Raw genomic sequence first — 16,331 nt, 5'->3', positions numbered from 1 at the left:
TTTTAAACTTATTGCGCATTAATTCATTAAGTGAATCTAAAAATACATAAACATAATACCAGCTTAATTATACATGGATTTTTATGACAGAAACGTCATCTCACCGCTATAAACCACGCAATATAATAAATGCGCCAAATGTAAAATCGTCTATTTTTTCACGGAGCCAACAACGCGGCGACAGCGAGAATATCCAGCGCTGGTTAAGCAACCATTTTTATCGTTGGATCATTGGTGACTTTCCCCATGTTTATCCTGTGCGCTCCGTCGCCGATTATGCCGTTTATTTTAGCGCTGATGCAGAAATCCCCGCCTGGCTGGCGCCAAAGCTGGGTGGCGATGAGCGCTTTTACTACCTTAACGTTCAGCACCCGCAACTTGTGGCGATGGAAAGAGATTTAGTGGAATTTCTTTCGCGTCAGGAAGGAACGCGGCTGGAAACTAAACTACAGCGCATCAACTGCTTTACCGTGCTGGCAATGCGCGAAGCGGAGCATCAAAAAATGCAGCGCCTGCGTGAACAAGGTTGGTATCCCTCCAACAGCGAGGCGCTAAAACCGGTGATGGCGGTGAATAACGGTGTGCTGGTTGAACTTGATGCGACAAACCCCGGCCTGCGCAGTGAGATGGCGTATGAATCCTGGCATATGCAACACTGCGTCGGAGATTTTGACAATAAAGGCGCGCTTTCCGGCGGCTACGGCGATTACTACGCCCGGCAAGTTGAACAACAGAAACTTCGCCTGTTCAGCCTGCGCGACGGCAATAATATTCCCCACGTCACAATAAGCCTGGTGGTTGGTAATAACGGCCTGAGCATTGATCAGATTAAAGGTAAGCAAAATCGCCACCCTATTAAGAAATATGCTAACGATGTTTTATCTCTGTTACGCCATCTGCAACCACTTCCTGAGCGCCACGCCGATTGCGAAGGGATGGGAATAGTTTATGAAGCAACGCCGGAATATTCAGGTTGGAAATTTATTACTCATATTCATGACCTCAATTTTCTGCTCAATGTGCTGCATGACAATTTTCATTTAATGGAACACTTCCCCACTCCCCCGGTAGCTTTACAGTGGCTGCTGCTGCACAGCGCCCCGGAGGCGCTACGCTACCTTCAGGTTGTTGATCCTAACGTGGCGACGGCTGCGGAAATGCTGTTTCCACGACATGAATGGCACCCTACGCTTGCCGGGGAAAACACCAGTAGCGAACCTTTCGAAATTGAAAGCCTGACGCTACAAACCACGCGCTACCTCCCTGTCATCAAGGAGGTGCAATAATGTTCTGGATTGTTCTTATTATTGCCGCCCTATTTTTTAGCTGGCGCAACTACAAAAAAAACAAACCGCTGATTGCGGCCCGTATCGCCGAGGAGAAAGAAAAAGATCGCCTGAAAGACCTGCGTCGCGATACCCGACGGCGGCAATGGGCGCTGGCGCTAGCTGATATCCTCGCCCGGCGCAACGGGCTACCGATCAAAGGCGTTGAGCTGGTATTTAAACTTGACGATGACAAACGCCGCTATCTGGCGCAGCAGGTAAAAAAAGAGCTGGGCTTGAGCGAAAACCTTGACGGCGCGGCGTTACGCCACAAGGTTGAGGATATCTTACGCCGCTGGCCTGCGGGCATCGGCAGCTCGCCGCGCACGTTTTATCATCATCTGGCGGCCCAGGGCCAGGTCCGCGACGCGCTGGCTTTCGACTGCATGCGCACCGCCTTTCTGACCCGCTGTATCGCCGGGCTCGGCTGGTGCGACGTACATCAGGCCTGGCTGGTGTTATTACTTAACGCCCAGCGCGCTCAGGACTGTTTTGATTCCTGGGAGGATTACGCCACCGCCTACGTTCGCGCCCGCCGGGTATGGCTCACGCTACGTGACACGCCAACAGCGCTTGCCGGACGGGATTTACAGGAAGCCACCCATTATTTGCAAGACCCGGTCAGCCGCTGGCGACAACTGCCGTGGAATGAATTCAAAATTTTCGAGCCGATTTAAAGGACGCTTTATGGAACAGGATGATCGTCTGCTCAACGCTATGTTTGAGATGTGCAACCACAAAAATCCCCTCAATGACGGGCAACGAGAGTGGCATATTGCCGATATTCCCGGCCTGCTGCGCGAAGAACGCTATGACGAACTGGACGAACGCTACAACCAGGCGCTGACGGAGAGCTTTACCAGCCGCGAAGCGGAAAAGCGCTATTTCTTCGCCTGGAATCAAATGGACAACCCTTTTTACGATATGGACACGCTGGTTGAGGCTGGGCCGCAAGGATTAGCGCTGATCAAAAACTGGCAGCGCGCTCGTCCCCGCTCCACTCACGCCTGGCTTGCCGAGGCGCAATACTGGAATCACCGTGCGTGGCTTTACCGCAGCTATGGCTGGGCGAGAGAAACCACCCGAGCGATGTGGATCTGCGCCGCCGCCTGCAACGAACGGATGGTCATCGCCGCGCTCAATGCTATCGACTGTGAACCGCGCCAGTGGATGGCGGCGGCCCTGACCAGCACCAACTCAAAAGTCTTCGGCCAGCCCGACTGGCTGGTTGAGTTCCTCGTGGGCGCGGATGTTGCCGGGCAGCCATTAATGGAAGATCTGGCTGAATATCATCGCCATTCACCGCAGGAGGTGGATGCGCTGATGGCCCATTCCGGGCTGTCGTTTGCCGATGCGGTTTGCCCAAATTTGCCTCGCCCGTCCGTGCTGCCGGAGTGCAATGACGATGCCGGGCAAAAATACTGGCTCGCCGTCTGCCTGGCTATTTTCCCGACGGCATTTTACGTGCTGGATGAATATATCCCGTTTCGTATGCCACGCTGGAGAGGGTCTCACGAGGAGATCCGCGAATTTCTGGAATCAAGCGTATGCGATCACCTTTCTGCCGCAGAACGTGAACATCTGGAGCTATTGATCTGGTGGGACGATCACCGCGATCTGCGCATCAAAGAGGTTGACTCCCCGGCAGAACAGGAACGTATTATCGCCAAAGCCGAAGAGATTAGCCTGCGAGCGCATATTCAGGAATCTCGCCACAACGCGCTGGAGTGGCTGCGGGTCTGCTATAGCGATCTGGACGATAATGACGCGCTCTGGCGAACCCTTCAGCGTTCGATCGTGGAAAAAGTTAAGCTCAACAACTACTTCTCTGATGACACGATAAAGTTCGCCCTGCGCGATTTTCCTGACACCTGGTGGATGTATAATTTTCTCTGTCAGAATGCGCAGCAAACGGAATTCGCAGTGCCGAAAATCCGTCGTGGCTACTTTCAGTACGCCGGGTTATTGGGTTTCGAAAAGGATGAGGCGCAAGGCCTCGCCTGGCTCGATAGCGTCGCCGACATTCAATATAACCATAACTGGCGGGCGGCGATTAAAAATTTCAACTGGTTCGGGCTCCCGGAACATTTCGTGCCGCTGGCAGAGCTGGGCGCACAAAGAAATATACCCGCCGCGCTAAACCTGCTGGGCCTTGAACACAATAATAAAGAGAACAACGGCCTACTACCTTACGATCCTGCCATCGCGTTAGGGTATTTTCAGCGCGCGGCGGAGATTTTGCACCGGCAGTTAGCGCTGCGCGAGAGCACCCCGTACAAATTAATAGATAACGGAGGCTATACCGACTATGAAAATGACCTGCAAAATATTCATTTCAGCATTGGCATCTGCAACCAGCGTCTGAGTAAACAAGAACCTGATACCGAAAAACGTTCCGCTTATGAAAAAGAACTGCTCGATAATCTCTGGCTGGCGCATCAGTTCGGGCATAAAGAGGCCTGGGGCTTGTTCCTGCTGAATATTTTTGAAGTGAAGGATATTACGCTGGCGCATAAGCATCTGGAACTGGTGCAACAAGAGGCCAACAAAGGCACGCTACATGCTATGGTGACCCTATCGCGCCTGCACGGTAATAAACACGATCGAACGCTGTTTAATATGAAGCTAAGCGCACGCTGGGCGCATTTTGCCTTCACGCTTTACCCGGATAATGAAATCGTTATGGACTGCCTGGACCACCTGCATTTCGATTCTTTCTGGAAACGCTTTCGTTTCGCCTAGTATACCGTCCGTATCCCGAATTCAGAGCTGCCGGGACAGGTCAACTCAATGGTGTAAGGTGGTTTACTCCCCTCTCCCACGGCGCTACAATGCCCGCCCTTAAAGTGAGGACTCTCCTCCAGCCGCCTCATCAGGTGAGGCGGATCTGACCTGTCATCAGAACGAGAAAATGATGTTTAAACCAGAACTCCTTTCGCCGGCGGGAACGCTGAAAAATATGCGTTACGCTTTCGCTTACGGCGCTGACGCGGTTTACGCGGGCCAACCTCGCTACTCCCTGCGCGTACGTAACAACGAATTCAATCACGAAAACTTGCAGCTCGGCATCAACGAAGCCCACGCGTTGGGTAAAAAATTCTATGTGGTCGTGAACATCGCGCCGCATAACGCCAAGCTCAAAACCTTTATCCGTGACCTGAAACCCGTCGTCGAGATGGGCCCGGATGCGCTGATCATGTCCGATCCAGGGTTGATTATGCTGGTACGCGAGCACTTCCCGGCAATGCCGATTCACCTGTCGGTACAGGCTAATGCCGTAAACTGGGCGACGGTAAAATTCTGGCAGCAGATGGGACTGACCCGCGTGATTCTCTCCCGCGAGCTGTCGCTGGAAGAGATTGAGGAAATTCGCCAGCAGGTGCCGGATATGGAAATAGAAATTTTCGTCCACGGCGCGCTATGCATGGCCTATTCCGGTCGCTGCCTGCTTTCCGGCTACATCAATAAACGCGATCCGAATCAGGGCACCTGCACCAATGCCTGCCGTTGGGAATATAACGTGCAGGAAGGAAAAGAAGACGTTGTCGGCAACATCGTGCATAAGCATGAACCGATTCCGGTACAGAACGTTGAGCCGACGCTCGGTATCGGCGCGCCGACGGATAAAGTGTTTATGATAGAAGAGGCCCAAAGACCGGGCGAATACATGACCGCGTTCGAAGACGAGCATGGCACCTATATCATGAACTCAAAAGATTTGCGCGCTATCGCCCACGTGGAGCGCCTGACGAAAATGGGCGTCCACTCGCTGAAAATCGAAGGCCGCACCAAATCCTTTTATTACTGCGCCCGTACCGCGCAGGTCTACCGTAAGGCCATCGACGACGCCGCCGCGGGTAAACCCTTCGACCCTACGCTACTGGAAACGTTGGAAGGTCTGGCTCATCGCGGCTATACCGAAGGTTTCCTGCGTCGCCATACGCACGACGATTACCAGAATTACGAGTACGGGTACTCCGTTTCCGAACGCCAGCAATTTGTCGGCGAGTTCACCGGCGAGCGTAAAGGCCAACTGGCGGCCGTGGCGGTGAAAAATAAATTCTCCGTTGGCGATAGTCTGGAGCTGATGACACCGCAGGGAAATATCAATTTCACCCTGGAACAGATGGAGAACGTCAAAGGCGACGCTATGCCGGTGGCGCCTGGCGATGGCTATACCGTCTGGATGCCCGTCCCGCAGGACGTTACGCTGGATTACGCACTATTGATGCGTAATTTCTCAGGCGAATCAACGCGTAACCCCCATGGTAAGTAGTTAATTGCGGTTATTTTTTCATGGCGGGAAGATTCTTAGAAATTGATCACATACCGCTTCGCTCAATGCGGGTATTATTCAACGCGCTGAAAAACATAACCCATAAATGCTAGCTGTACCAGGAACCACCTCCTTGGCCTGCGTAATCTCCCTTACGCAGGCTTATTTTTTGCGTATAATCAATAAAAAAGTGGTACTTTCCGCCACATCCAAAATTGACCACACTAACCAAAGCGCAAATGGGCGCTTTGGTTTAGAGACCTCCCCTATTCATGGCCAGCCAGCAAGACACAATCCTCCCCGCATCCGGTCGGACTCAGGACTTAGCATTCTGACGTTTACGTTTAACATCAGTGAATTAAATCAATAACTGCTTTGTGAGAACTTACACAAAAAGTTTCCAGATTATTAAATTAAGGTTAAAAACTGATAATTTAAGCGTGTAAAGGTATGGCACGTTTTAATGCCGCTTTTACAAGGATTAAAATAATGTTTCCCGGATTAGAGGTTTGATTTCATGTCAAAGTAATACTCAAACCATCGCACCTACGCTCAGTCCACCTTCATCAGGCCATGTAAGTTTTGCTGGGATTGATTATCCTCTATTGCCACCAGATCACCAAATCCCCTTCCCACCGTCACGTATAATCGGTATCCAGAGTTATTCCTTTATCCTGTAAAATGTGATACAGATTCTCCATTGATCTAATAACTACCTCAATTTCACATTCAAGTTTCTCTACAGAACTTTCATTTAGTGAGAAGTTGAGAGCCAATAATAATGATTGTGAGTTATTATCATAACACAAATGTGGTCCATTATTCTCTGCAAACCATAAATTAGCATTGAGAAATTCAAAAGCAAGATTATTATTATCCGGAGGTCTTCCGCAAAAACCGTATATCATTATATACTCACTGTTAGTGCTTGTTAGTAAGATACGGTAACGGTTATCTATAATAAATGAGCATAATCTGTTTTCGTCAAAGACAATTGAATCGATATTTAATTTTAGTGAAAACTGTCTTAATAAGCGATCGGCTCTTGAATACATAACACCCCATACTCTATCTAAAGCGTTCCTATATAAGTCATAAGCCTCTGGTCTGGACGCTTAACACCCCGTGTCATCGTCGGAATTCGTCTTTTCCCTATGACTTGCTGTGTTTGCTCATTTATGGCCAGGCTGGCCGGGTTCTGATGCCATTTGCGCTAAGGTATAGTCCGGCGCATATTCCCATCATACCAATTCCCCCCATGCCAAACGATGCGCCTAAAACCGTCAGGGCGGTAGTATATGCAGTACCACTACTGACACTGGCGACAGCCCCTGAGCATACCCCACTGAAAACTCCTGTAAACAATGCCGTGGTTCCCAGGCACATTAAACATCTGGGTTTATTGCCGTAAGCGTTAAAATCAACGATTTCAGCTACCGGTTTTTCGTCATTACCCCGTTCAGAAGGAGGGAGCAATGGCGTTTGCGCATTCACGCCTGAAGTGACATTCATATAAACCTCTTCATGCACATGCCTGTTTATGTTTATGAGAAAAGCGATACATCAGGCAACGGTACGACTATAGGACACCGCGCTAAGCCATCATCTAAATAGGTTTTATTTGATATATAGTAGCGTGCTTCTAATAGTGCGCCGTGTTTCTGCTAAAGAGTCTAAAGAACATTTCGATTTTATGCTATTAAAAAGTATGTTTGGTAATAAATATCAGGTTTTTATCTGATATTATGGTGTTTGAAATTAATACTGATAACTGACGTATGTTCGTCTTGTTAATTCTCCGTTTCGTTATCAAAGGCGCTATATCGGAAAGCGTCTGACTACCCCTTGTGATTTCCTTGCACTCTCACAAGCGCTACTCAATGCGCATACCGGCATCTCTCTTGTCGCCATTTGCCTTAAACCATGCTTAGCTTACCGCTGCGTACAGCAGGAAGAAAAACGGTAAAGCAATAAGTGCGCAACATTTCAATTTTCATCCTGTTCTGACCTCGCTTTTTCATTTCTGCTATACACTTTCTGGAGATTGTTGTTCAACCTATTAAGGCATAACGGATGGCTAACTTTCCCGCCAGCTTACTGATCCTCAATGGCAAAAGCGCTGATAACCAGCCGCTACGTGAGGCCATTACTCTACTTCGCGACGAAGGCATACAGATTCACGTTCGGGTAACCTGGGAAAAAGGCGACGCGCAGCGTTACGTTGATGAAGCCCGTAGACTGGGCGTTGAAACGGTGATTGCCGGCGGCGGAGACGGTACCATTAATGAAGTGTCGACCGCCCTCATCCAGAGCCGCGACGGCGTAGCCCCTGCACTGGGCCTTTTGCCGCTCGGCACCGCCAACGATTTTGCCACCAGCGCCGGTATTCCTGAAGCGCTGGACAAAGCGCTGAAACTGGCGATTGCCGGAAACGCGATGGAAATTGATATGGCCAGGGTCAATGATAAAACCTGTTTTATCAATATGGCGACGGGCGGTTTTGGCACCCGCATTACCACCGAAACGCCGGAAAAACTTAAAGCCGCGTTGGGCGGCGTCTCCTATCTTATTCACGGTCTGATGAGAATGGATACGCTGACCCCTGACCGCTGCGAAATACGTGGCGAAAACTTTCACTGGCAGGGAGATGCGCTGGTGATCGGCATCGGCAACGGTCGTCAGGCCGGCGGCGGGCAGCAATTATGTCCCACCGCGCTAATTAACGACGGGCTGTTACAGCTACGGATTTTTACCGGCGAAGAGCTGCTGCCGGCGCTGTTTTCCACACTCACGCAGTCAGATGGCAATCCGAATATTATTGACGGCGCCTCAGCGTGGTTTGATATTCATGCGCCGCATGAAATCACGTTTAATCTGGATGGCGAACCACTCAGCGGACAAGAATTCCATATTGAGGTGCTGCCTGGCGCATTACGCTGTCGACTGCCACCAGACTGCCCGTTGCTACGTTAATAACACCTGCCGCTGGCCGGATGCGTTCACATCCGGCTTTTCTTCGTTGAACTCAGGCGATGGTGACTTTGCTATCCAGATAGACATCCTGTACGGCGTTAATCAACTTCACGCCATCAGCCATCGATTTCTTAAAGGCTTTACGTCCCAGAATTAGCCCCATTCCACCGGCTCGTTTGTTGATCACCGCGGTACGAACCGCGTCGCCGAGATCAGTGTCGCCGCCGTCCGCGCCGCCGGAGTTGATAAGCCCGGCGCGTCCCATATAGCAGTTCGCCAACTGGTAACGTACCAAATCAATCGGGTTATCGCTGGTCAGTTTGCTGTACACGCGGTCGTCGGTATAGCCGAAGTTGACCGCTTTATAACCGCCATTATTCTCGGCCATTTTCTGTTTCACAATATCCGCGCCAATCGTAGCGGCCAGATGGTTGGCTTGCCCCGTCAGGTCAGCGGATACATGGTAATCGACGCCGTCTTTTTTAAAGGAAGAATTACGCAGGTAAGCCCACAATACGGTCACCATACCCAGCTCATGCGCACGCTCAAAAGCGGCGGAGATCTCTTCAATCTGGCGACGAGACTGTTCCGAACCGAAATAGATCGTCGCGCCTACCGCCACAGCGCCCATGTTGAACGCCTGCTCAACGCTGGCGTACAGGGTCTGATCGTACTCTGTCGGATAGCTCAATGTTTCGTTGTGATTCAGTTTGACCAAAAACGGAATACGGTGCGCATAGCGCCGTGAAACCGAGGCCAGTACGCCGTAGGTAGAGGCCACGCAGTTACAGCCGGCCTCAATCGCCAATTCAACAATGTTTTTTGGGTCAAAGTAGCGCGGGTTGGCCGCAAAAGAGGCGCCGGCGGAGTGCTCCACTCCCTGATCGACGGGCAGTATCGAAAGGTATCCTGTTCCCGCCAGGCGTCCAGTATTATAGAGCGTCTGCATATTACGCAGAACGGCTGGTGGACGATTATTGTCAATCATCACCCGGTCAACGTAATCCTTGCCGGGTAGATAAAGCTGATCGGAAGGAATGGTCATACAACGATGCTGTAAAAGGCTGTCGGCGTCTTTGCCAAGCAACTGCGCAATATCAGTCATAGCTATGCTCCCGTAAGTTCCGATAGGGTATCGGAAGGTGAATAGTCCTGCCCCGCAGATTGCGGGTCGCAATAAGCCTGGTACTGACCGACCATTTTTGCCAACTTTAGCGCATTTTTTCGGCGCTATCTGCTGACTCGATTCACGTCCGAAAAAGTGTTAGTTCGGTCAAAATTAACGCTCAATGGTATTTAAAAGGTATTATTAAATGGTATTGTCATGGCGTACCTTACCTGTCATGAAGGATTCAAAAATGAAAACGACCTTTAAACTGTCGTTCATGATGTTCGTGGAGTGGTTTATCTGGGGCGCCTGGTTCGTCCCCCTGTGGCTATGGCTAAATAAAAGCGGGTTTTCCGCCGGTGAAATAGGCTGGTCTTATGCCTGTACCGCCATTGCGGCGATCCTGTCGCCGATTCTGGTCGGCTCCGTTACCGACCGTTTTTTCTCGGCGCAAAAAGTCCTGGCGGTACTGATGTTTGCGGGTGCCGTACTGATGTATTTCGCGGCACAGCAAACCACCTTTGCCGGATTCTTTCCGCTGCTCCTGGCCTATTCATTGACCTATATGCCGACCATCGCGCTGACAAACAGCATTGCCTTCGCTAACGTACCGGACGTTGAACGCGATTTTCCACGCATTCGCGTTATGGGAACCATTGGGTGGATAGCCTCCGGCCTCGCCTGTGGATTCCTGCCGCAAATGTTAGGCTATAACGATATTTCCCCCACCAACATTCCACTGCTCATAACCGCCGCAAGTTCAGCGTTGCTGGGCGTATTTGCGTTCTGTCTGCCAGACACGCCGCCAAAAAGCACCGGCAAGATGGATATTAAAGTGATGCTGGGGCTGGATGCGCTGGTTCTGCTGCGCGATAAAAACTTTCTCGTTTTCTTCTTCTGTTCCTTCCTGTTTGCGATGCCGCTGGCCTTCTACTACATCTTCGCTAACGGCTATCTGACAGAAGTGGGAATGAAAAACGCCACCGGCTGGATGACGCTCGGCCAGTTCTCTGAAATCTTCTTTATGCTGGCGCTGCCCTTTTTCACTAAGCGCTTTGGTATTAAAAAGGTATTATTTCTTGGTCTTATTACCGCCGCGATCCGCTACGGCTTTTTTGTCTATGGCGGCGCGGAGACGTACTTCACTTACGCCCTGCTGTTCCTCGGTATTTTGCTGCACGGCGTGAGTTACGATTTCTACTACGTCACCGCCTACATTTATGTCGATAAAAAAGCGCCGGTTCATATGCGTACCGCTGCGCAAGGGCTTATCACCCTCTGCTGTCAGGGATTCGGCAGCCTGCTGGGCTATCGTCTCGGCGGCGTGATGATGGAAAAAATGTTTGCTTATCCGCAACCGGTTAACGGTCTGACATTCAACTGGGCGGGCATGTGGACGTTTGGCGCAGTGATGATTGCCGTCATCGCGCTACTGTTTATGATTTTCTTTCGCGAATCGGACAAAGAGATCACTGCTATTGACGATCGCGATATTGCGTTGACACAAGGGGAAGTAAAATGAAAGCAGAACGTATTCTCGGTGCTCTTTACGGGCAAGCGTTAGGGGATGCGATGGGAATGCCCTCTGAGCTGTGGCCGAGAACGCGCGTCAAAGCGCATTTCGGCTGGATTGACCGCTTTCTGCCCGGGCCAAAAGAGAATAATGCCGCCTGCTATTTTAACCGCGCGGAGTTTACGGATGATACCGCAATGGCGCTCTGCCTGGCCGACGCGCTACTCGAATGCGAAGGCAACATTGATCCCGAGATTATTGGGCGTAACATCCTCGCCTGGGCAGAACGCTTTGATGCGTTCAATAAAAATGTACTCGGCCCGACGTCAAAAATTGCGCTGAATGCGATTCGCGACGGCAAACCCATCGCGGCGCTGGAAAACAACGGCGTGACTAACGGCGCGGCCATGCGCGTTTCGCCGTTGGGCTGCCTGTTGCCGCCAACTAACCTGACAGCCTTTATAGCAGAAGTAGCGTTAGCCTCCAGCCCGACGCATAAATCCGATCTGGCGGTGGCTGGCGCCGTGGTTGTCGCCTGGGCCGTCTCGCGAGCGGTTAACGGCGACACGTGGCAAAGTATTGCCGACTCGCTCCCCGCCGTCGCCCATCAGGCGCAGACAGCGCGTATTACCACGTTTAGCGCCTCGCTATCGGCACGTCTGGAACTGGCGCTAAACATTGTCCGCCACGCCGACGGCGTCGAATCTGCCAGCGAACAGCTCTATCAGATCATCGGCGCGGGAACCAGCACCATTGAATCGGTTCCCTGCGCTATCGCCATGGTGGAACTGGCGAATACCGATCCTAACCGCTGTGCCGTGCTGTGCGCTAACCTCGGCGGCGATACCGACACTATCGGCGCGATGGCTACCGCCATTTGCGGCGCGTTGCACGGGGTAAGCGCCATTAACCCCCAGTTAAAGCAAACGCTGGACGAGGTTAATCAGCTGGATTTTGCGCGCTATGCCGTTGCGCTGGCGAGTTATCGTCAACGGCGGGAGGCACTATGAACGGCGCACGGTTGCTGACATTATTACCGACCCTGCATACCCGGCGTCCGCTCACCGTTATCGGCGCGGCAGTGATCGATATCATTGCCGACGCCTGGACGTTGCCGCGTCGCGGAGGCGATATTGAACTGCAACAACAGAGCGTCAATGTCGGCGGCTGTGCGCTGAATATTGCCGTGGCGTTGAAACGACTGGGGATTGACGCCAGCAATGCGCTGCCGCTGGGCCAGGGCGTGTGGGCGGAGAGGATTCGCCGCCGTCTGGCAAAAGAGGGATTATCCAGCGTGATTGACGCGGTTGAAGGGGATAACGGCTGGTGTCTGGCGTTAGTCGAACCGGATGGCGAACGCACGTTTATGTCTTTTAGCGGCGTGGAAAACCAGTGGAATACGGACTGGCTGTCGCAGCTCAGGACACCGCGGGGCAGTCTTGTCTACCTGTCCGGTTATCAACTGGCCTCGTCCTGTGGCGAACCACTGATCCAGTGGCTGGAAACCGTCGACGATGTAACGCCTTTTATCGATTTTGGCCCGCGAATCGGTGATATTACAGACGATGCAATGGCGCGCATTATGGCCTGCCGGCCCATCGTCTCCCTCAACCGCCAGGAAGCCATCATCGCTGCGGAACGCGCCGGGCTTGCGACCGATACGCGCACTTTCGGCGAAGCATGGGTAAAACGCTTTTCCGCGCCGCTGGTGGTGCGCCATGATAAAGACGGAGCGTGGTATTTTAGCGCGCAATCTTCCGGCGTTGTGCCAGCGTTTCCGGCAACCGTGGTGGATACCATCGGCGCGGGCGACAGCCATGCTGGCGGCGTGCTGGCAGGACTGGCGTCAGGCTGGCCGCTCGCGGATGCCGTACTGCTGGGAAATGCGGTGGCAAGCTGGGTGGTCGGGCATCGCGGCGGCGACTGCGCGCCCACGCGCGAGGCGCTACTCCTCGCACACAAAAACGTATAGGTCGCTACGACAATAACTGATGCTGTATTCAATAGGCCGCTGCTGCTGATCGAGCGCCACCTGCTTAATCACCAGCACCGGCACTTTACCATCCATTTGAATATGCGACTGAAACTCATCATCCGGCATCCGGGCGCTGACGCGGGATCGGGTACGCTGAGGGTAAATGTGCTGGCGACGAAAATAGTCATACAGAGAAATGCCAATCGCGTCGACATCATGAATCAGATGCGCAGGCACCCAGGACTCTTCAATCGATACCGCGTCCTCATCAACATAACGAATGCGTTTGAGTAAAAAGACGTCGCTGCCTGCGGGGATCGCCAGATGCTGCGCGACCTCATCCGGACAACTTACCACGCGTTTGTTAACCCATAGCGTATCCGGTTTTTTGCCGCGCAAGACAACCTGCTGAGAAAATCCCCGCGCCTCTTTCAGGGAATATTCAAAGATATTATTGATTTGCGTACCGTAGCCGCGGGCGCGCGTGACAACACCCTCTTCTTCCAGCGCCTGCATCGCTTTTCGTACCGTGATGCGCGAGACGCCGGTAAGCTGGCTGAGATCGCGTTCGCCAGGCAAAATATTACCGTGCTCAAGAATACCGCTGCGCACGGCATCCTTTACCGTCTGGGCGAATTTCATGTATAGCGGCGTATTATCCGCCGCTGAAATTCGTTCATTCAGTTGCGCGATGAGCCGGGTATGCGCTTGTTCCATTTATCTTTCCTGACGACGGGTCTGTAGGCAGTATACTACCACCACGCGTGGAAATGATGTACCGGACCAATGCCCTTCCCCACTTCCAGCGTGTCCGCCTGCGCCAGCGCCGCCGAAAGCCATGCCTTCGCCTCGTTTACCGTCTCTCCCCAACTGCGATGCCGGGGCCGTAACGCCGCCAGCGCCGCCGACAGCGTACAGCCCGTCCCATGCGTATTTTTGGTGTTCACACGCGGCGCGCTAAAACGCTGCTCGCCCTCGCGGGTAAAGAGCCAGTCCGGGCTTTGCGCATCCTCTAAATGCCCGCCTTTCATCAATACCGCTTCACACCCCATCGCCAGTAACGCCCGCCCCTGCGCCAGCATCTCCTGTTCCGTACGCGCATGGGGCGCATCCAGCAACGCTGCGGCTTCCGGCAAATTAGGCGTAATCAGCGATACCTGCGGCAACAGCCGGACGCGTAATGTTTCTATCGCAGAGGGCGAGAGCAACGGATCGCCGCTTTTCGCCAGCATCACCGTATCCAGCACCACATTACGTACATGATGGCGCTGTAGTCGCTCCGCCACGGCCTCGACAATATCGGTTTCCGCCAGCATGCCGATTTTTGTGGTATCAATGCGCACATCGCTGAACACGGAATCAAGTTGAGCGGCGACAAAGTCCGGCTCTATCCGGTACACCGACTGTACGCCACAGGTATTTTGCGCCACCAGCGCGGTGATGACCGAACAGCCATATGCGCCCAGCGCGGAAAAGGTCTTGAGATCCGCCTGGATACCGGCCCCGCCGCTGGGATCGGTGCCGGCAATCGTCAGCGCGTTAATTCGTTGCATTGGCCGCCTCCACATCCAGATGATAGAGCGCATCAAGAAAAGCCGGGATGAAGCTACCCGGTCCTTCGCTACGCTCTGCCGCGGCCTGTCCAGCCAGTTTCATCCAGCAGCAGGCCGACGCGACATTGTCCAGCGCGGCGCCCGGTAACGCGCAACTGGCGGCGACGACCGCCGACAACGCGCAGCCGGTGCCTACAATGCGAGTCATTAACGGATCGCCGCCGGGAATGCTCAGCGTGCGCTGACCATTAGTGACGTAATCTATCTCTCCGGTAACCACAACGATGCAGTCTATCTGACGCGCCAGCGCCTGCGCCGCAGGCAGTGCGGCCAACGCCGCCTCGGTGGTATCTACGCCACGTCCGCCCAGCGCCATGCCGGATAACGCCAGGATTTCCGAGGCGTTGCCGCGTATTGCCGCCGGGCGCAGGGACAAGAGATCCAGGCAAAATCGCCGACGAAATTCCAGCGCGCCCACCGCGACAGGATCAAGCGTCCACGGTGTTTTGGCATCATAAGCGCTTTCTACCGTCGCACGCATCGCGTCAGCGCGTGAGGCGGTTAATGTTCCGACATTAACCAGCAAGGCGTTGGCGATGGCGGCAAACGGTCTGGCCTCGACGGGATCAATCACCATGGCGGGTGAAGCGCCAAGCGCCAGCAGCGTATTGGCGGTAAATGTTTGTACGACGTCATTCGTCATACAGTGCGTAAGCGGGGAGAGCGCGCGAAAGTGTTTTAACGTATGCGCCGCAAGCGTGCGGCAGTGCAGGTCAGGCTGCATGGTTCAGCTCCTGCCCGCGTGAAGAAGGGACACGAGCAGTGTCAGACTTCCCTACGCTGGCATTATCCAGATCAGGTGGTACGGGTATTTCTCAGCCTTCACAAAGAAGGGCACCCCGAGTCGTCAAGCCCCGCCGTGTTAAGCGGGGTTTCGCTATTAAGCATACTGTCTGCGCCAGACAATGTAAATTTACAGTCAGCGGCGGACGATAATTTCAGCGTTATCAGATAGTTCTCAAAACCTATTCGGTTCTGGCAAACTTGCTGGCGGATATGTTGCTGCACGACGCTTTCGTTTACACTTTTTACGAAAAGGGGCGTGAGATAACAAAATAGCGCTTGTCAGATACGCCACCAGCAGAAATGATACACACGATGTTAACTGACCCGCATATGTGGAGGGTAAAAGTATGAAAAGTAAGTTGCTGCCTTGCGCGCTGTTGCTTGCAACCAGTTTTGCATGGGCCGCCCCCGCGACAACGGGCATTGATCAATATGAGTTAAAAAGCTTTATCGCCGACTTCACCCACTTCAAGCCCGGCGATACCGTTCCGCAAATGTACCGCACCGATGAGTATAATATTAAACAGTGGAAATTACGTAATCTGCCCGCGCCAGATGCCGGTACTCACTGGACCTATATGGGCGGCGCGTATGTACTGATTAACGATACCGATGGAAAAATCATCAAAGCCTATGATGGCGAGATTTTTTATCATCGATAAAAAAAGCCCCCTCATCCAGAGGGGGAAATACAGCCCCATGTTACTTTTTTATTAGCCCTTAATCACTCTATCCCCTTCAAACTGCCTTTTTTGTTGACTG

General features: G+C 52.7%; 15 protein-coding genes, 1 pseudogene and 1 riboswitch. Of the genes and pseudogenes, 10 read left to right on the top strand and 6 right to left on the bottom strand.

Going from position 1 to position 16,331, the window contains the following annotated elements:
- The first annotated feature begins 83 nt into the window (after nucleotides 1-83).
- From ACLJNW_RS00585 to ACLJNW_RS00565, 5 genes and pseudogenes are all read left to right on the top strand, one after another.
- Nucleotides 84-1,286 carry a PcfJ-like protein gene (locus tag ACLJNW_RS00585; protein ID WP_023204065.1) on the top strand — a complete coding sequence of 401 codons (1,203 nt, stop codon included), beginning with the start codon at nucleotides 84-86 and terminating at the stop codon, nucleotides 1,284-1,286.
- A complete protein-coding gene (locus tag ACLJNW_RS00580; RefSeq protein WP_000498586.1) occupies nucleotides 1,286-2,002 on the top strand; it encodes a DUF1266 domain-containing protein in 717 nt (238 codons plus the stop codon). The genes ACLJNW_RS00585 and ACLJNW_RS00580 overlap by 1 nt, the downstream gene beginning before the upstream one ends.
- Before the next feature lie 10 nt (nucleotides 2,003-2,012).
- Complete coding sequence (locus ACLJNW_RS00575; RefSeq protein ID WP_049812309.1) at nucleotides 2,013-4,067, top strand: DUF4034 domain-containing protein; 2,055 nt, start codon at nucleotides 2,013-2,015, stop codon at nucleotides 4,065-4,067.
- Between the two features lie 172 nt (nucleotides 4,068-4,239).
- Nucleotides 4,240-5,601 (top strand): tRNA 5-hydroxyuridine modification protein YegQ, encoded by a 1,362-nt coding sequence (gene yegQ / locus ACLJNW_RS00570; protein ID WP_023204653.1) that lies wholly within the window; start codon nucleotides 4,240-4,242, stop codon nucleotides 5,599-5,601.
- A 450-nt stretch (nucleotides 5,602-6,051) separates the two neighbouring features.
- A pseudogene (locus tag ACLJNW_RS00565) lies at nucleotides 6,052-6,230 on the top strand (non-LEE encoded effector protein NleB); the annotation flags it as partial.
- 9 nt (nucleotides 6,231-6,239) lie between these two features.
- Here the strand turns inward: ACLJNW_RS00565 and ACLJNW_RS00560 are convergent.
- Together ACLJNW_RS00560 and steD are read right to left on the bottom strand one after the other, a co-directional pair.
- Nucleotides 6,240-6,656 (bottom strand): CesT family type III secretion system chaperone, encoded by a 417-nt coding sequence (locus ACLJNW_RS00560; RefSeq protein ID WP_023204654.1) that lies wholly within the window; start codon nucleotides 6,654-6,656, stop codon nucleotides 6,240-6,242.
- A gap of 121 nt (nucleotides 6,657-6,777) precedes the next feature.
- Complete coding sequence (gene steD / locus ACLJNW_RS00555) at nucleotides 6,778-7,113, bottom strand: type III secretion system effector SteD (protein ID WP_001533113.1); 336 nt, start codon at nucleotides 7,111-7,113, stop codon at nucleotides 6,778-6,780.
- Nucleotides 7,114-7,674: 561 nt separating this feature from the next.
- Here steD and yegS point away from each other — a divergent pair.
- Complete coding sequence (gene yegS, locus ACLJNW_RS00550; RefSeq protein ID WP_023204655.1) at nucleotides 7,675-8,574, top strand: lipid kinase YegS; 900 nt, start codon at nucleotides 7,675-7,677, stop codon at nucleotides 8,572-8,574.
- Between the two features lie 52 nt (nucleotides 8,575-8,626).
- On the opposite strand, the gene fbaB is transcribed toward yegS, so the two are convergent.
- Nucleotides 8,627-9,679, bottom strand: a complete 1,053-nt coding sequence (gene fbaB, locus ACLJNW_RS00545) for a class I fructose-bisphosphate aldolase (protein ID WP_000129590.1) — start codon at nucleotides 9,677-9,679, stop codon at nucleotides 8,627-8,629.
- 253 nt (nucleotides 9,680-9,932) lie between these two features.
- Between fbaB and ACLJNW_RS00540 the strand changes: the two genes are divergently transcribed.
- The 3 genes from ACLJNW_RS00540 to ACLJNW_RS00530 are packed head-to-tail and all read left to right on the top strand — an operon-like array spanning nucleotide 9,933 to nucleotide 13,167.
- Nucleotides 9,933-11,204 carry a nucleoside permease gene (locus tag ACLJNW_RS00540; RefSeq protein ID WP_023204656.1) on the top strand — a complete coding sequence of 424 codons (1,272 nt, stop codon included), beginning with the start codon at nucleotides 9,933-9,935 and terminating at the stop codon, nucleotides 11,202-11,204.
- Nucleotides 11,201-12,205 (top strand): ADP-ribosylglycohydrolase family protein, encoded by a 1,005-nt coding sequence (locus ACLJNW_RS00535; RefSeq protein WP_000642793.1) that lies wholly within the window; start codon nucleotides 11,201-11,203, stop codon nucleotides 12,203-12,205. Before ACLJNW_RS00540 ends, ACLJNW_RS00535 begins: the two co-directional genes overlap by 4 nt.
- The gene (locus ACLJNW_RS00530) at nucleotides 12,202-13,167 is read left to right on the top strand and encodes a PfkB family carbohydrate kinase (protein WP_024154559.1); all 966 of its coding nucleotides are present in this window, start codon (nucleotides 12,202-12,204) and stop codon (nucleotides 13,165-13,167) included. The genes ACLJNW_RS00535 and ACLJNW_RS00530 overlap by 4 nt, the downstream gene beginning before the upstream one ends.
- Here ACLJNW_RS00530 and ACLJNW_RS00525 read toward each other — a convergent pair.
- The 3 genes from ACLJNW_RS00525 to thiM are packed head-to-tail and all read right to left on the bottom strand — an operon-like array spanning nucleotide 13,141 to nucleotide 15,507.
- Nucleotides 13,141-13,887: a GntR family transcriptional regulator gene (locus ACLJNW_RS00525; RefSeq protein ID WP_000434062.1), complete on the bottom strand. Its 747-nt coding sequence runs from the start codon at nucleotides 13,885-13,887 to the stop codon at nucleotides 13,141-13,143. The two genes, ACLJNW_RS00530 and ACLJNW_RS00525, sit on opposite strands and share 27 nt — an antisense overlap.
- 35 nt (nucleotides 13,888-13,922) lie before the next feature.
- A complete protein-coding gene (thiD, locus tag ACLJNW_RS00520; RefSeq protein ID WP_001188957.1) occupies nucleotides 13,923-14,723 on the bottom strand; it encodes a bifunctional hydroxymethylpyrimidine kinase/phosphomethylpyrimidine kinase in 801 nt (266 codons plus the stop codon).
- A complete protein-coding gene (gene thiM / locus ACLJNW_RS00515) occupies nucleotides 14,710-15,507 on the bottom strand; it encodes a hydroxyethylthiazole kinase (RefSeq protein ID WP_001523544.1) in 798 nt (265 codons plus the stop codon). The genes thiD and thiM overlap by 14 nt, the downstream gene beginning before the upstream one ends.
- A 31-nt stretch (nucleotides 15,508-15,538) precedes the next feature.
- Nucleotides 15,539-15,635, bottom strand: a riboswitch (TPP riboswitch).
- A gap of 281 nt (nucleotides 15,636-15,916) precedes the next feature.
- Between thiM and rcnB the strand changes: the two genes are divergently transcribed.
- Nucleotides 15,917-16,231, top strand: a complete 315-nt coding sequence (rcnB, locus tag ACLJNW_RS00510) for a Ni(II)/Co(II) efflux transporter accessory subunit RcnB (RefSeq protein ID WP_000837534.1) — start codon at nucleotides 15,917-15,919, stop codon at nucleotides 16,229-16,231.
- The last annotated feature ends 100 nt before the right edge of the window (nucleotides 16,232-16,331 follow it).

Origin of the sequence: Salmonella sp. SAL4457 (assembly GCF_046548235.1) — a bacterium.
GTDB classification, from domain to species: domain Bacteria; phylum Pseudomonadota; class Gammaproteobacteria; order Enterobacterales; family Enterobacteriaceae; genus Salmonella; species Salmonella enterica.
The sequence above is the reverse complement of the archived record's forward strand: the minus strand, read 5'-3'. Positions and strand labels throughout refer to the sequence as shown.

What these genes read in the sequence shown, in the direction of transcription:
- ACLJNW_RS00580 (WP_000498586.1), top strand. Translation starts at nt 1,286, where the DNA reads ATGTTCTGGATTGTTCTTATTATTGCCGCCCTATTTTTTAGCTGGCGC.
- rcnB (WP_000837534.1), top strand. Translation starts at nt 15,917, where the DNA reads ATGAAAAGTAAGTTGCTGCCTTGCGCGCTGTTGCTTGCAACCAGTTTT.
- ACLJNW_RS00585 (WP_023204065.1), top strand. Translation starts at nt 84, where the DNA reads ATGACAGAAACGTCATCTCACCGCTATAAACCACGCAATATAATAAAT.
- ACLJNW_RS00575 (WP_049812309.1), top strand. Translation starts at nt 2,013, where the DNA reads ATGGAACAGGATGATCGTCTGCTCAACGCTATGTTTGAGATGTGCAAC.
- ACLJNW_RS00525 (WP_000434062.1), bottom strand. Translation starts at nt 13,887, where the DNA reads ATGGAACAAGCGCATACCCGGCTCATCGCGCAACTGAATGAACGAATT.
- thiM (WP_001523544.1), bottom strand. Translation starts at nt 15,507, where the DNA reads ATGCAGCCTGACCTGCACTGCCGCACGCTTGCGGCGCATACGTTAAAA.
- fbaB (WP_000129590.1), bottom strand. Translation starts at nt 9,679, where the DNA reads ATGACTGATATTGCGCAGTTGCTTGGCAAAGACGCCGACAGCCTTTTA.
- ACLJNW_RS00535 (WP_000642793.1), top strand. Translation starts at nt 11,201, where the DNA reads ATGAAAGCAGAACGTATTCTCGGTGCTCTTTACGGGCAAGCGTTAGGG.
- yegS (WP_023204655.1), top strand. Translation starts at nt 7,675, where the DNA reads ATGGCTAACTTTCCCGCCAGCTTACTGATCCTCAATGGCAAAAGCGCT.
- steD (WP_001533113.1), bottom strand. Translation starts at nt 7,113, where the DNA reads ATGAATGTCACTTCAGGCGTGAATGCGCAAACGCCATTGCTCCCTCCT.
- ACLJNW_RS00530 (WP_024154559.1), top strand. Translation starts at nt 12,202, where the DNA reads ATGAACGGCGCACGGTTGCTGACATTATTACCGACCCTGCATACCCGG.
- yegQ (WP_023204653.1), top strand. Translation starts at nt 4,240, where the DNA reads ATGTTTAAACCAGAACTCCTTTCGCCGGCGGGAACGCTGAAAAATATG.
- ACLJNW_RS00540 (WP_023204656.1), top strand. Translation starts at nt 9,933, where the DNA reads ATGAAAACGACCTTTAAACTGTCGTTCATGATGTTCGTGGAGTGGTTT.
- ACLJNW_RS00560 (WP_023204654.1), bottom strand. Translation starts at nt 6,656, where the DNA reads ATGTATTCAAGAGCCGATCGCTTATTAAGACAGTTTTCACTAAAATTA.
- thiD (WP_001188957.1), bottom strand. Translation starts at nt 14,723, where the DNA reads ATGCAACGAATTAACGCGCTGACGATTGCCGGCACCGATCCCAGCGGC.